Raw genomic sequence first — 14,101 nt, 5'->3', positions numbered from 1 at the left:
TGATGTCCTTAATGTATAATACCGGTGAAGATATTATTGATGAGGTTGGTCATGATAGTTGGGAAGGTCTAACTGTCATGCCGGAGAAAAAAATATTTTATTCTCGAGATGTATACTTCAGGGAAGCCTGGAGTGACGCGCGGAAGATTTTTGGTGAAAATACCGTCTCCTATTTGCAAAATATTGCTGTTCTGGTATTCAAACCCGATGCATTCATGGCCAGGAAATGTCAGGCTGCGCTTGATTATTTGCAGCGCCAAAACTTTACGCCGATTACGTGGCGAGAGTTTCGTTATAATCACTGGACAATGCGGGAAGACTGGCGCTATCAACTGAATCAGTTTTCACTGGACCGAATTTTTCTTAATGAAAAGCTGCTTACCAGTGACGATTGTACTATGGTTGTTTTTCGTGATAATAGCCAGGAGCGTGAGTTGCCGGGTACGGTACGCCTTCAATCCCTGAAGGGAAGTTCTTTACCGGAATTACATAAGCCAGATCAGTTACGAGCGATTTTGAAGAGTCATAATCGTTTATTTAAATTTGTCCATACCACAGATGAGCCCGCTGATATTATCAGGGAATCTGGAATACTGTTTAGTTCAGAGGAACGCCACAATTTTTTTCAGGAGATTGTTGATAACTTTCATGAAAATAAATCGGCACAACTTGCTGATTATTTGGATGGAAAAACATCACGCTTTTCTGAGAATGATTTCAACTGGCCCACTGCGCTGGAAGAACTACGATCTTCAGTCAGCACTTGCCCGTTTCCGAAAGAGGCTAACCTATTGCTTGCTGACATTGAACAGTGGCTTTTGCATGGCATGCCCGCGGGTAAAGCGTTATCCGTGAGGGAACTGGAGAACAAGCTTCACAAGCTTGATATCCACCTCAGCAATGTTGCATTCATGATTATTTGTACCAACTTGATTCATCACAGTTACGCGCTGGAGTTTGCATTAATGCGGGGTGATGGACTTGATGACTGGCTTGCAGGTAAAGGTAAACACGTTCCATTCAACAGTTCAATGCATAACACGACTGAGGGGTTTTATGAGTAATAATCATAGTGAATTCAGACAGCGGGTCGATAAATTTATTGCAGATCGTGTAAATAAATTTCTTACTACTGTGCCTGGCGCATCACACCAGAAAGACGCCAAAAATATAAATCTTGAATATTACAAACGTAATTTAATTGAAATAATTCTGCGTTTGCGAATGAAGCGCACGATTGATGGTTTAACTATTCATTATTTTACAAAAACCGATCCGCGACTTGCCAAACGCTGGTGCGAGTATACGGGTGATGAAATGCTACATGACTCCATGTTTGCTGCTGATTTGAAGAAAGTTGGCGTGTCACCAGATGAGATTTATTCAACCGAGCCACTTCTATCCACAAAGTTGCTTCAGGGATATTTCTATTACGGTCTTGAACATGAAGGTCGCCCGTTAGCATCACTCTGCAGTTCGTATTTTATTGAATCAGCATCTGAAAAAACGCAACCCGATATTATTGACAATATTGAGCAGGTTATGGGCAAAGAGTATGTCAGGGGTCAGCGCGCACATGTTGATCATGACGATGATGATGATCATGTCGACTTTGTCTGGGATGTGTTGGTCAAAACAGCGAATCTTCCTGAAGATGAAGAGAAGATCCTTTCGCATATTGATAATGTCTACAAGCTTTTCGTTATGTATTACGAAGAGCTCTATCATCTGACCTTTGATCAATCTGATATCGATAATGTGGCCTGATGGAGTGATGTAACATGAGCATGTATACCGAAAGCAGAGCGCAATTTAGTCGTCTTGCGCAGCAACGTGGAGTAGAAGTAACACAGATCCCCGTGACACTGGGGCAGGACGGTAGTGCTCTTCATTTAACGTATACGGTGCTCGGTGATCTTCAGGCGAACACCTGCATTGTTGTTTTTTCTGGTGTGCATGGCGTTGAGGGACTACCTGGTGCACTTATACAGGAAACCCTTCTCAGGGATTTCCCAACGCCAAAACATATAGCGATTTGCCTGGTGCATGCCGTCAATCCCTGGGGTATGCATGAGCTTCGGCGAGTGAATGAAACAAATATCGATCTCAACAGAAATTTTATTGGTGGGTCTGTCCCCCAGCGCAACAGGGATTATGATCGCGCGCGTGAAATAATTTGTCCTGCTGGCTCTGAGCTACCCGACCAGTCGCAGCTTCGATCAAAGTTGCTTGAATGGATTACGCACGACGGGCTTCAACGTGTACAGTCGGTGATCACCAGCGGGCAGTATCATCACCCTGAAGGACTCTTTTATGGCGGGGATAAGATCACGCCGAGCCAGATAGCTGTACGCGAAGTATGCCTGACCTTATCCCGCCAGTTCCGCCATTTTCTGGTGCTCGATATTCATACGGGGCTGGGTGAAAAGGGACAACTAAGTATCATCCGTGAAGGTGGACGTGGTATCGGCAAAGAGCCGGTTCTCGCTCAGGCCATTAATCACGCCAGTCATAATGCGGTTTCCTCTCTACTCCAGGGCACGCTGACCGGCTATGTCGATAGCCTTTTTCCAGGCGGTCGGGCAGAAGGTTATGTTCTGGAGCTAGGTACCAGTCCAGCGCTGGAAGTCATGATTGCGATGCAGCGAGAGAACTGGTTATGGCAACGGCAGATCAGTTCCGGACCACAATACGACAAGGTACGAGAGGAATTTCGCGAGGTATTTTTCCCCTCGGATCCTCAATGGCTGGCACAGGCCAGAGAGGCTATTTACGAGACGGTAGAGGGTGCCATCAAAGTTCTGAATGCTTCTTGCCCGGTGCAGGAGGTATCTTCATGACCCGGCTACTCTTGCAATTTACCTACTCCAAAATTATCGCTGTCGGCCTCTCGGTGCTGATTCCCATTTTTCTGGCTCAGCAGATTGCCGATGCTGATGTCTTCGCCACTTACCGTGCGATGGAATACGTTCCATATATTGTGGTTGGTATTATTGTTGGGGCTTCAATTGATTCCTGGGGGGCGGGGATCATTATGCGCTGGAGTCTTTATCTCCATATACTCCCGCTGGGGTTGATGGTCCTGGTCTATAACAACTGGTTACCTATCCAGGCGCTTTATGTCGCGCTATTTATTATGTCGGCTGTTGCCTACAGCGTCTCTGCAGGGACTAGCCGAACTGCTTATGATGTGCTGCCAAAAGAAAAATGGGGCGATTTTAATACGAGAACATCACTGTTTGAACAGATTGTTACCGTCGTTATTCCCCTTGCAATGGGATGGGCGCTAACCTGGTCTTTGCAGTGGACGCTGTTTCTGCTAATTGGTTTCTCTTTTGGGGTGTCGCTGATTACCCCTCGTTATGAAAAAAGGGAAGGCGTGCACCAGCCCTGGTATTCGCTGTTTTTCTTACGTGTTAAGGAGGGAATTAAGGCATTCAGAGCGAACCGTGCTTTGATGCATCTCTCATTTATTATTTTGCTCGTGAATGCTGTCGAAACTGTACCAGCGACATTGATGGTTTTCTACGCTACCCATGAGTTAAAGCTGAGCGCTCTTGATACCGGGAGTATCATTACAGCAGCAGGGGTGGGGGGCATTGTCGGGGCATGGCTGTTAGGTTTTATCAGTAAAAGGCCCTCAATGCTGCTGGGGCTTCTGGTGGCGTCAATGCTCATCAACGCACTGCTCTATTTCCTTGTTTATGAACTAAACAGCTACCCAGTACTGGTGATTTCAATGTTTATCGAATCACTATCGATAGTGATTTCAGCGGTCTCATTTCGAACATTACGCCAGCTCTGTTCTGATCCTGCCAGCTATGGGACCACGCTAGGTATCTCAGGGGCTCTTGTTAAAAGTGGGATCCCTGTCGCGACCTTGATTGGTGGGTATATAGCCTGGCGGATGGGGGTACGGCAGGTCTATCTACTCACAGCAGTCGTTGAGTTAGTGTTAACTGTTCCCGTTACCTTATGGGCACTGAAATCACACAGGGAGTCTGTCTATGAAATTTAATAAAGAATTATTGAGCTTCTACGATTATTTCAGTCAGTATCTTATTTCTGGTCGCGATGCTGTATTACCGTCTATCGATGAAGAACACTGGGAAGAGCTGTATCGAAATAAATTACTTTATGCCTGGCTTGAATTTTGGTGCAAAGAAAATACACTTTCTTCATGGGCGCAAAAAAGACTGGATATTTATCGTAAAAAAAGCTTGCTGCATGAGAAATTACTTGCAAGAATAACACAGAAATGTAAGCCTGATTCTTTGATAACCCTTAAAGGGGAAAGCTTTAAGCATTTTTACCCTCAAGGATTTCAGCGTGAATCTCGCGATGTTGATATCTTATATAAAAATGAAAAAGATTTTATCGAGGCACATGATTATCTATTATCTCTTGGCTTCAAAGAAATGTTTGTCTGGGTGCGGAAAACGAATAACAGCATTGCAAGTTCTGCCAAGTTTCGACTGAGGAATAATGCTGGCGAACGTGCTCTTGATGATGTATATGTTGAGGTTCATTTTAATGCATTTCCTGTGTCAAATTTTTCAAATTTATATTTTAATCAATTATACGTCTTGACAGAAGCAATGAGATTAGTTGTATTATTGATTGCTGAATTTACTTTCCGTGATGGTGTGACTAAAAAATTCACATTGCGTGACATGATGGATGTAAAGCTGACGTTTAATCTGATAAAAAGAGAGGAATGGGATTCTTTAAGCAACTTATTAAAACAGGCTAAACTTGAAGCGCCGTTATTATTGCTGGCTGATTTTTGGCAACAGGAAATCCATGAGTCAATGCCTCCTCTTCTGGCATGGCTGTATGAGCAATACCACGCGGTACGCTGGGATGGACATTATTCTATTATTGAACATCAATCATGGCCTTATCAGCAACAGTCTGGGATGGCTCGTCAGGATTTCGATGAACTGGTACAGCTTCACGGCTTGCTTTACGATTCACCGAGGCAGACGACAAGAAAATACTCCACCGAAGAAATGACGTTGTGGATGGAAAAAGGAATGCCTGTTGTCGCTAAATATGAGCCAGCGAATGCAGGTTTCACGTTTCTGGAACGTTATAAGATTTGTGACCGTTTTATTTATTAGTTTTGGGTATTTAACCCGAAAATCGGTGTATGAAAACAGGCCCTCTTCGAGGATTATTAACCTTCAACAAGGAGACTAACATGAAAGTTACTCGTCGTGTTATTCCAGTTATGAACGCTCGTCTGTAATAGATCAAACCAGGCACTCTGTTTCGATAGAGTGCCTTTACTTTTTTGAGGGTTTCTTTATGATTTATCAAAACAATCCATGCCTCGCAAAAGATATCACCTATCGACTCGATCGCCAGCAAGTTATTTTTATTACTCCCAGCGAGAGTTTCACCATTGATTTTGAGAATGAAATAATGGCCCAGGCCGCCGGAGATATTCTTAAACATTTGACGGATGCTGATATTAATGTTCCAGCGCTGAATGAAAGGCTGGGTTCGGCAATGCAGCCATATACGGTTAATGATTTTCTCTCTATGCTCGATGAGCAACATCTACTTTCTGACGCTCAATCTGTAAATGACGTCATTTCAGGCAAGGCGTTTATCTGTGAGATTGAGAATTATTATTACAATATTGTTTTACCTGCTTTTGAACAGGATGAATTTAGCCGCAAAGTATTCACCAAAACTATAGACGACGCGGCGTTAAAGCGCTGGTCCGTTGAATATTACCATGTCACTCGGGCTGCAGAACGGGTACTTACCGCATCTTTGCGCGACTATGGTAATGACGACCTGACGATGGCGATCCGTGACTTCTTCTTTGATGAAGTCGGTCATGAAAAATTACTGCGCCGGTCGTTACTGGGTTTTGGGATGAGCGACGAGGAAATTGAATCTACCAGTCCTCATCTCTGCACTGAGGCTACAATGGCCATGTTACTCAAAGCGGCTCATTTTCATTTGCCGACCTTCGTCACGCTGGTGGCACTGATGGAAGGGACCAGTGAAGAAAGTCAGGCCTATATTGACGTACTGGAGAACTCCGGTCTCGCTCCAGAAGCAATACGTAGCCAGATAGTCCATGAGAAGATTAATATTGAAGGTGAGCATGGTAATGAAGGGCGTGAAATTTTCTCGCATATTAATGCTCTTAGCGTAAATGATTTAGTTATTGCCAAGAAAGCTGTCCGTGAATTTTATGCTATACGCCGGGCTATTACACCCTGGCTCTTAGGCGGCATTAGCTTTGCCGGCGTGGATAAGGTGCTTTTCCTGCAAACACTGAGTGAAATGCTTCCTCAGTTGAAAATGAGCACATTACCGATTGCAATCCCCAGGGCCACGCTGTCACAAAGTGATAAGCTGGTGAAGACGCTGTGCACGCTTAAGCAACTTCCAGTGTTTGAATTTGATATCAATAAAGACGAAGAGTTGTTAATGCTAATGCTGGAGAATGTTCTCTGGAAAACCGCCTGTACAGATCTTGCTCGTTATACGAATACGCTTGAATGGCTTGAACAGCTCGTTCAGGGTACCGTTTCGGACTACAGTGAAGAGGATATCATTGGGTCAATCTGGAATGCATGGCATGCCTTGCCATCATTGCCTCTTGTGGATGCAGGCCAGCTACTGGAGCAATTGTAATTTCTAATGAAAGTGATTTTAGTGCGGCATGCAGAAACAGAATGGAATCAGCACGGTGTTATCCAGGGACACAAGGATAGCCCGTTGACTGCCCGCGGCACGCTGGAAACATCGGCATTACTGACGGCTTTAACGGATGCTGCTTATCCGGTGGAATGTGTCTTTACTTCACCTCTTGGACGTGCGTGGAAAATGGGTCAGGCACTGGCGGGCCATTTTCAGTGCCCGCTGGTGATCGAAGAGGCCCTAAAAGAACAGTCATTTGGTCAATATGAAGGCATGACGAAGGCACAATTAGAGCAGGAATATCCGAGTCAGTTTCTCGCGTTATTTTCACAGAATGCCGCGTTTTGTCCTCCTGGCGGCGAGTCGCTTGCCCACGCTTCTCAGCGTATTATCCATTTTTTGCACAAGAAGATGGCAACCACAACGCATCAGACGTTCTGTGTTGTCACTCACGGACATGTCATGCAGGGTATGCTTGCGTTGCTTAAAGAGGGAAACATCGATCATTTCAACCGCTACGCACAACCGAACGCGAGTTATACCGTGCTGGAGGCGGGCGGAGGGGAGGATATGACCCTCCGTTGGGGGATCGCTTCCCACTTGCTTAAGCTGTCCAGTGCTGAGTGAACAAATGGGGAAAGACAAGCGCGGTGCGCCAGTATCTGAGAGACGGTTAAGCGTCACCGAATCCTGCTCTCTGGCTGCTTGTAATAGATAAGCGTGTACGACACCAATATCAGCAACGCGCGTTGCCCGGTTTCCTGGCCCATTCCGAAGCACAACGCGGCAGGCTCCGCCAGAACATCACCCAGGGTATGGCTTACTGAGTGCCTGCAGTGTGCTGACGCGGGCAGTGCCCGCTTGCGCCAGCTATCCGTATAGACTCCCTCGCCGATCATGGCCTCAAATATCGCCGGAATCACCCGGTCCTCATTCAGGATGATCGTCACGATGTCGTGATTGCGCGTGGCGGCAAGTTGATATCAGGAGATAAGATGCGGCCAGAAAGCGCAGTATACGGGCTTTTAGTTGATTTCGGTATATTTGGGAAGAGTTTGAAATGGTGCCGATAATAGGAGTCGAACCTACGACCTTCGCATTACGAATGCGCTGCTCTACCAACTGAGCTATATCGGCCCTGAGAGGCCGGTTACGAGTGTAACCACGGGGCAAAAGGTTAGATCTATCCGGGTGATGCGTCAATGCCCTTTTGAATCAAACGGCTATTTTTGCATCACCCGTGATTATTTACGCACGAATCGTATCGTCGCCGAAGCCGATCCACTTGTACGTGGTCAGCGCTTCCAGCCCCATCGGACCGCGCGCGTGCAGTTTCTGCGTGCTGACCGCTACCTCAGCGCCGAGGCCGAACTGGCCGCCGTCGGTGAAGCGGGTGGAGGCATTCACATACACCGCAGAGGAATCCACTTCGTTCACGAAGCGATCGGCATTGCGCAGCGTACGCGTCAGGATGGCGTCAGAATGCTGCGTGCCATGCTCACGGATGTGCGCAATCGCGTCGTCAAGATCGCTCACGATTTTCACGTTCAGATCCAGTGACAGGAACTCGTCGTCGTACTGCTCCGCGTTGACGGGAACGACGTTAGCCGGGCCATCCTGCAGCAGCGCGAGCGCACTGGCGTCAGCATGCAGCGTCACGCCGCTCTCTGCCATCTGTTTGCTCAGGGCCGGCAGGAAGGTGTTCGCTATGTCCTGATGCACCAGCAACGTTTCAACGGTGTTACAGGTGCTAGGACGCTGGGTCTTCGCGTTAACGATAATCTTCAGCGCAGGAGCAATCTCAGCGCTGTCGTCTACCACGATATGACACACGCCAATACCGCCGGTGATCACCGGAATCGTCGACTGCTCGCGGCACAGCTTGTGCAGGCCAGCGCCGCCGCGTGGGATCAGCATGTCGATGTATTTGTCCATGCGCAGCATTTCGTTGACCAGCGCGCGGTCCGGGCTCTCAATTGCCTGCACGGCACCCGCCGGTAAGCCACACTCTTCCAGCGCCTGCTGAATGACTTTCACCGTCGCAGCGTTGGTGCGCCATGTCTCTTTCCCACCGCGCAGAATCGCGGCGTTACCGGTTTTCAGGCACAGGGAAGCGACATCCACCGTCACGTTTGGACGGGCTTCATAAATAACGCCGATAACGCCGAGCGGCACGCGACGGCGCTCCAGGCGTAAACCGCTGTCCAGCAGCCCACCGTCAATCACCTGCCCTACCGGGTCGGCCAGATTGCAGACCTGACGAACATCGTCGGCGATGCCTTTCAGGCGAGCCGGGGTCAATGCCAGGCGGTCGAGCATCGCTTCGCTCAGACCGTTGCGACGCGCTTCCAGTAAATCCTGCTCGTTGGCGAGCAAAATTTCCTGGGACTGTGATTCCAGATAATCAGCGATTTTTTCCAGCACGCGGTTTTTCTCGCGGCTGGAAAGGAGCGCCAGTTTGTAAGAGGCGGCCTTCGCGGCGACGCCCATTTGTTCCAGCATGTTCTGGCTCCTTAACGAATAATCATGTCATCGCGATGCACGGCAACCGGGCCATATTCATAGCCCAGAATGGCGTCGATCTGCTGCGAATGGTGACCCGCGATGCGGCGCAGGGCATCGCTGTTATAGCGGCTTACGCCGTGGGCGATGTCGCGACCTTCGAGGTTACGGATACGGATCACTTCACCACGGGAGAAGTTGCCTGTCACGCTTTTAATTCCTTTAGGAAGTAATGAACTTCCCCGTTCCAGAATCGCGGCGGTCGCCCCTTCATCAACGACGAGTTCGCCCGCAGGCGGCGCGCCAAATATCCAGCGCTTACGGTTTTCCAGAGGAGATTCCTGAGCGTGGAAGCGGGTGCCAACGGAGATGCCTTCCATCACGTCGCCAATCACGCCAGGACGGCTGCCCGCGGCAATGATGGTGTCGATACCGGCGCGGCACGCCACGTCCGCGGCCTGGAGCTTGGTGCCCATGCCGCCTGTTCCGAGGCCGGACACGCTGTCACCGGCGATGGCGCGCAGCGCATCGTCGATACCGTGCACGTCGGTAATCAGCTCGGCTTCCGGGTTAGCGCGCGGATCGGCAGTGAACAACCCCTGCTGATCGGTCAGAAGCAGTAATTTATCGGCGCCAGCCAGAATGGCGGCCAGCGCAGAGAGGTTATCGTTATCACCCACTTTGATTTCAGCGGTAGCAACGGCATCGTTCTCATTAATGACCGGAACGATATTGTTGTCCAGCAGCGCGCGCAGAGTATCGCGGGCGTTCAGGAAGCGCTCTCTGTCTTCCATATCCGCACGCGTCAGCAGCATCTGCCCGACGTGGATGCCATAGATAGAGAACAGCTGTTCCCAGAGTTGAATGAGTCGGCTTTGTCCCACGGCGGCCAGCAGCTGTTTGGAGGCGATCGTCGCGGGGAGTTCGGGGTAACCCAGGTGTTCACGCCCGGCGGCAATCGCCCCGGAGGTCACAATCACAATACGATGCCCTGCGGCATGTAACTGAGCGCACTGACGTACAAGCTCAACAATGTGGGCGCGATTTAGGCGGCGCGATCCGCCTGTTAAAACACTGGTACCGAGTTTTACCACCAGCGTCTGGCTGTCACTCATGATTCTCTGCCGTTCAACGATAAGGGAAAGTAATGTCGAACGAACGTTTTAGCAGGAGTCAGCCCCGTTGCCAACTGCCTTAGCACATCGCGAAACACTTTGTTGCGCGGGATCAGGAAGCGTAGCGGGAGAATTTGACACTTTTATTACCGAAATAATAAATCACAGTTTTTTAAAATTATTCTTAGTTTGTCATAAAAGTTTCATTCCAGAACGATAAAACCCTTCCTGTTTTTTCACGGGACTTAAGCATGAGCTTATCGTCCAGCGAATTTTTTAGCGCGTTTATAAGACAGGATCGAAAATGAAAAAGAGCACTCTGGCATTAATGGTTATGGGCGTAGTGGCTTCTGCATCCGTTCACGCAGCTGAAGTTTATAATAAAGATGGTAATAAGCTGGACGTGTACGGCAAAGTGAAAGCCATGCACTACATCAGCGATGATGCCACCAAAGACGGCGATCAGACTTACGTTCGTTTCGGTTTTAAAGGCGAAACCCAGATTAACGATCAGCTGACGGGCTATGGTCGTTGGGAATCTGAATTTGCGGGTAACAAAGCCGAGAGCGACTCCTCTCAGAAAACCCGTCTGGCGTTCGCGGGCCTGAAGCTGAAAAACTTTGGTTCTCTGGATTACGGTCGTAACCTGGGTGCCCTGTATGACGTTGAAGCATGGACCGACATGTTCCCTGAGTTCGGCGGCGACTCTTCCGCGCAGACCGATAACTTCATGACCAAGCGTGCGACCGGTCTTGCTACCTACCGTAACACCGACTTCTTCGGCGCGGTTGACGGCCTGGACATGACCTTGCAGTACCAGGGCAAAAACGAAAACCGTGACGCCAAGAAACAGAACGGTGACGGTTTTGGTACCTCTCTGAGCTATGACTTCGGCGGCAGCGATTTCGCCGTCAGCGGTGCTTACACTAACTCTGACCGCACCAATGCGCAGAACCTGCTGGCGCGTGGCCAGGGCCAGAAAGCCGAAGCCTGGGCTACCGGTCTGAAATATGACGCGAACGATATTTATCTGGCAGCGATGTATTCAGAAACCCGCAATATGACGCCAATTTCTGGCGGATTTGCTAATAAAGCACAGAACTTTGAAGTCGTCGCACAATATCAGTTCGATTTCGGTCTGCGTCCGTCCCTGGGTTATGTCCAGTCTAAAGGCAAAGATATCGAAGGTATTGGTGACGAAGATCTGGTGAAATATATTGACGTTGGCGCGACCTATTACTTCAACAAAAATATGTCCGCGTTTGTTGATTATAAAATCAACCAGATTGACGACAAAAATAAACTGGGCGTGAGCAGCGATGATATCGTTGCCCTGGGGATGACCTACCAGTTCTAAGATTATCCGAATAAGAAAATCCCGGCAGATAAGCCGGGATTTTTTTGCCCGGTGGCGCTGCGCTTACCGGGCCTACGGGATAGCGCATTCTGTAGGCCGGGTAAGGCGAAGCCGCCACCCGGCGCTGTGACGCGATCAGGCAGTCAGCTTCACCGCTTCGCTGGAAAAGTCATCCGCTGGCTCGAACCTGAGATCCAGAGTCGCCAGCAATGCGCGTGCCTTATCGTGGAACTCTTTCAGCGTGTATTCCAGGCGGTCAATCACTTCCTGATCTTTAATGGTGGTCGCCTGCCAGTTGCCGTCTTTATTAAACAGACCAAACTGGTAGCTATACGTAAAGCGTTTTTCCTCTGCTTCCATTTCCATCCACCAGCCCCAGAATTCACGTTTTTCGGGTGCAGGCTTCACGTTGACGCATACAGCCAGGCAGTCGAAAAAAAAGCGATTCTCTTCACACTGCTCTTCTCGAATATACGGGCCAAGAGCCATGAACTTCTTAATCAATCTACTTTTCGGGTGTCCACTCGGTAACGTCATTGCGATCTCCTTTTGTGAAGCCACTGTTTTACCAAACCAGCGAAATTTAGCAATCTATTAACACAATCTCTGAGCGATCCAGCGCGTAATCTCTTTCAGAGCTTTATCGAAATTCTGATAGACCGGGCTGAACGGCACCTCAAGCAGTTTGCCATCCGCAGATGACGACGTGATTAAGCGCGACTCTTCTTCCGGACTGAACGGATCGTTTTTCCAGAAACCTGACAGCATCGGCGTTGGGCAACGACGTCCCAGCAACCCTTGCGTTTTTAACGAGTAGCGATTGAGCTCCACGCGCAGCGCTTCGTCTGATGCATCATGCATGCCAAGACGGCTGGCCAGCACATCAAGGTACATTTCAGGCACGCTCCCCTGGCGGGCGGGATCGCTGAGCAGGGCGTGAACGACCGGACCAAGACAAGCGACGGCTTTCAGGCGGGAGGATTCAAGATAAGCCAGACGCACCGCGACGTTTGCGCCAAAGCGGAAGCCAAATGCCGCCACGCGGGTGTGGTCAACCCACGGAATGTTTTCCAGCGCTTTTAGCGCATGCTGGTGCAGCAGGCTGGAATCCTGAGTCAGTTTCCATTTGGAGGAGAAGCCGATTGAGGGCATATCCAGCGTCAGCATCGCGATCCCTTTTGGTGCGAAGTAACGCTCATACAGGCTGTAATAATCGATCTGCAACGAATCCAGCCCCCCGCACATGAGGACGGTCGGGAACGGACCTTCACCTTCAGGCATATGCAGGAACCCGGTAATGGATGACCCACCCGGAATGGTAAACTCGAGTTCGCGCATCTGGCCCGGCAGGCGTTGTGCCGCCTCTTCGTAAGCGCGATTCGCCAGCGCCTGTGCCTGCTCAGCCAGCTCATCACCTTTCAGATGTGGATACGCGGCAATGGCGTAGAGATTGGCCGCATGCAGCCAGTGCTTGCCGCTGCGCGTGGCATCCTCTTCCTGGGTCGCTTTTTGCTGCCAGAGCATCGCCTGTTTAGACCACTCGTAGATCCAGTTTCCCCCCCGGTACCCCACCACCGTATCATAGAGTTCGCTGTCGGTACGCTCGGCTTCACTCATCACGATACGCGCCTGCACATCAAGGATTTCACGAGGATCGATACCGCGCCAGACCCACATCAGGCGGTTAATCATACGATACCAGTGGGGCACGTTTTTACCGTCTAACGCGGACTGGACGGCAGGCTGGGTCCCCGGATTAAAGCGACGCACCAGCGTCGACGTTTCAGGGTGTTTGAAACGGGGTTTGAAAAGTGTCTCGGTGAGATTCGCCTGCGTCATTGCGTTGCCTCCATGAATACGTCATATGAAGACTATTGTAACGCGTGGCAGGCCAAAAAGAACAACGCCCGGCATAGCCGGGCGTGTAAAGTTACGTACTGGTATTAACGGCCTGAAATCGGCGGTACGAAGACCACGCCCATATCCCATGGCTGTTCAATCCAGGTATCCTGCGGGATATCAATCACGTAATCGTCAACCAGCGGGCGACCAGCAGGTTTCGCGAAGATAGTGACGAAATGGGCTTTCGGATACATTTCACGGATAGCCACCGCAGTACCACCGGTATCCACCAGGTCATCAATAACGATGAAACCTTCACCGTCGCCTTCCGCGCGTTTCAGCACTTTCAGCTCACGCTGGTTATCATGGTCATAGCTGGAGATGCAGACGGTATCGACATGACGAATACCCAGCTCACGTGCCAGCAGCGCCCCCGGTACCAGACCGCCACGGCTGACGGCAATAATGCCTTTCCACTGTTCGGAAGGCATCAGACGCGCAGCCAGTTTGCGTGCGTGAATCTGCAACATGTCCCAGGTGACGACGTATTTTTCGCTCATGTGAAGTGTCCCAGCCTGTTTTTATACGGCTTAAAAAGTGTTCGAGGGGGAAATAGGTT

At 49.7% G+C, this 14,101-nt stretch carries 13 protein-coding genes and 1 tRNA gene; 8 read left to right on the top strand and 6 right to left on the bottom strand.

Annotated elements, in window-relative coordinates; all coding sequences use genetic code 11:
• Positions 1-11: 11 nt before the first annotated feature.
• From V1572_RS07290 to V1572_RS07260, 7 genes are all read left to right on the top strand, one after another.
• Positions 12-1,064: a hypothetical protein gene (locus tag V1572_RS07290; protein ID WP_395299826.1), complete on the top strand. Its 1,053-nt coding sequence runs from the start codon at positions 12-14 to the stop codon at positions 1,062-1,064.
• Entirely contained in the window at positions 1,057-1,767 is a 711-nt protein-coding gene (locus V1572_RS07285) for an iron-containing redox enzyme family protein (RefSeq protein ID WP_196352007.1), read from the top strand. The genes V1572_RS07290 and V1572_RS07285 overlap by 8 nt, the downstream gene beginning before the upstream one ends.
• 14 nt (positions 1,768-1,781) lie before the next feature.
• Positions 1,782-2,840 carry a M14 family metallopeptidase gene (locus V1572_RS07280; protein WP_196352006.1) on the top strand — a complete coding sequence of 353 codons (1,059 nt, stop codon included), beginning with the start codon at positions 1,782-1,784 and terminating at the stop codon, positions 2,838-2,840.
• Positions 2,837-4,018 carry an MFS transporter gene (locus V1572_RS07275; protein WP_196352005.1) on the top strand — a complete coding sequence of 394 codons (1,182 nt, stop codon included), beginning with the start codon at positions 2,837-2,839 and terminating at the stop codon, positions 4,016-4,018. The genes V1572_RS07280 and V1572_RS07275 overlap by 4 nt, the downstream gene beginning before the upstream one ends.
• Positions 4,008-5,123 (top strand): nucleotidyltransferase family protein, encoded by a 1,116-nt coding sequence (locus V1572_RS07270; protein WP_395299825.1) that lies wholly within the window; start codon positions 4,008-4,010, stop codon positions 5,121-5,123. Before V1572_RS07275 ends, V1572_RS07270 begins: the two co-directional genes overlap by 11 nt.
• Before the next feature lie 187 nt (positions 5,124-5,310).
• Positions 5,311-6,660: an iron-containing redox enzyme family protein gene (locus V1572_RS07265; protein ID WP_196352004.1), complete on the top strand. Its 1,350-nt coding sequence runs from the start codon at positions 5,311-5,313 to the stop codon at positions 6,658-6,660.
• Between the two features lie 6 nt (positions 6,661-6,666).
• Positions 6,667-7,293: a histidine phosphatase family protein gene (locus V1572_RS07260; RefSeq protein WP_063439704.1), complete on the top strand. Its 627-nt coding sequence runs from the start codon at positions 6,667-6,669 to the stop codon at positions 7,291-7,293.
• 434 nt (positions 7,294-7,727) lie between these two features.
• On the opposite strand, the gene V1572_RS07255 is transcribed toward V1572_RS07260, so the two are convergent.
• The 3 genes from V1572_RS07255 to proB all read right to left on the bottom strand — a co-directional run bounded on the left by V1572_RS07255 (position 7,728) and on the right by proB (position 10,283).
• A tRNA-Thr gene (locus V1572_RS07255) sits at positions 7,728-7,803 on the bottom strand.
• A gap of 111 nt (positions 7,804-7,914) precedes the next feature.
• On the bottom strand, positions 7,915-9,168 hold the full coding sequence (gene proA / locus V1572_RS07250) for a glutamate-5-semialdehyde dehydrogenase (RefSeq protein WP_046092647.1): 1,254 nt from the start codon (positions 9,166-9,168) through the stop codon (positions 7,915-7,917).
• A gap of 11 nt (positions 9,169-9,179) precedes the next feature.
• Positions 9,180-10,283, bottom strand: coding sequence for a glutamate 5-kinase (proB, locus tag V1572_RS07245; RefSeq protein WP_021242883.1), 1,104 nt, complete (start codon positions 10,281-10,283; stop codon positions 9,180-9,182).
• 304 nt (positions 10,284-10,587) lie between these two features.
• Between proB and phoE the strand changes: the two genes are divergently transcribed.
• The gene (phoE, locus tag V1572_RS07240; RefSeq protein ID WP_045909841.1) at positions 10,588-11,640 is read left to right on the top strand and encodes a phosphoporin PhoE; all 1,053 of its coding nucleotides are present in this window, start codon (positions 10,588-10,590) and stop codon (positions 11,638-11,640) included.
• Between the two features lie 135 nt (positions 11,641-11,775).
• On the opposite strand, the gene crl is transcribed toward phoE, so the two are convergent.
• The 3 genes from crl to gpt form a co-directional block, all read right to left on the bottom strand.
• Positions 11,776-12,177 carry a sigma factor-binding protein Crl gene (gene crl, locus V1572_RS07235; RefSeq protein ID WP_045909842.1) on the bottom strand — a complete coding sequence of 134 codons (402 nt, stop codon included), beginning with the start codon at positions 12,175-12,177 and terminating at the stop codon, positions 11,776-11,778.
• A gap of 57 nt (positions 12,178-12,234) precedes the next feature.
• Positions 12,235-13,479 (bottom strand): esterase FrsA, encoded by a 1,245-nt coding sequence (gene frsA / locus V1572_RS07230; protein WP_045909843.1) that lies wholly within the window; start codon positions 13,477-13,479, stop codon positions 12,235-12,237.
• Positions 13,480-13,583: 104 nt separating this feature from the next.
• Complete coding sequence (gpt, locus tag V1572_RS07225) at positions 13,584-14,042, bottom strand: xanthine phosphoribosyltransferase (RefSeq protein WP_003863205.1); 459 nt, start codon at positions 14,040-14,042, stop codon at positions 13,584-13,586.
• Positions 14,043-14,101: the final 59 nt, after the last annotated feature.

The organism is Enterobacter quasiroggenkampii, from assembly GCF_043972695.1.
In the GTDB taxonomy this organism is placed as follows: Bacteria; Pseudomonadota; Gammaproteobacteria; order Enterobacterales; family Enterobacteriaceae; genus Enterobacter; species Enterobacter quasiroggenkampii.
Note: the sequence above shows the minus strand (reverse complement) of the source record. Positions and strands in the feature narration are given on the sequence as shown.

Coding starts and splice junctions, on each gene's coding strand:
- V1572_RS07290 (WP_395299826.1), top strand. CDS start 12: ATGTATAATACCGGTGAAGATATTATTGATGAGGTTGGTCATGATAGT.
- V1572_RS07285 (WP_196352007.1), top strand. CDS start 1,057: ATGAGTAATAATCATAGTGAATTCAGACAGCGGGTCGATAAATTTATT.
- V1572_RS07280 (WP_196352006.1), top strand. CDS start 1,782: ATGAGCATGTATACCGAAAGCAGAGCGCAATTTAGTCGTCTTGCGCAG.
- V1572_RS07275 (WP_196352005.1), top strand. CDS start 2,837: ATGACCCGGCTACTCTTGCAATTTACCTACTCCAAAATTATCGCTGTC.
- V1572_RS07270 (WP_395299825.1), top strand. CDS start 4,008: ATGAAATTTAATAAAGAATTATTGAGCTTCTACGATTATTTCAGTCAG.
- V1572_RS07265 (WP_196352004.1), top strand. CDS start 5,311: ATGATTTATCAAAACAATCCATGCCTCGCAAAAGATATCACCTATCGA.
- V1572_RS07260 (WP_063439704.1), top strand. CDS start 6,667: ATGAAAGTGATTTTAGTGCGGCATGCAGAAACAGAATGGAATCAGCAC.
- proA (WP_046092647.1), bottom strand. CDS start 9,168: ATGCTGGAACAAATGGGCGTCGCCGCGAAGGCCGCCTCTTACAAACTG.
- proB (WP_021242883.1), bottom strand. CDS start 10,283: ATGAGTGACAGCCAGACGCTGGTGGTAAAACTCGGTACCAGTGTTTTA.
- phoE (WP_045909841.1), top strand. CDS start 10,588: ATGAAAAAGAGCACTCTGGCATTAATGGTTATGGGCGTAGTGGCTTCT.
- crl (WP_045909842.1), bottom strand. CDS start 12,177: ATGACGTTACCGAGTGGACACCCGAAAAGTAGATTGATTAAGAAGTTC.
- frsA (WP_045909843.1), bottom strand. CDS start 13,479: ATGACGCAGGCGAATCTCACCGAGACACTTTTCAAACCCCGTTTCAAA.
- gpt (WP_003863205.1), bottom strand. CDS start 14,042: ATGAGCGAAAAATACGTCGTCACCTGGGACATGTTGCAGATTCACGCA.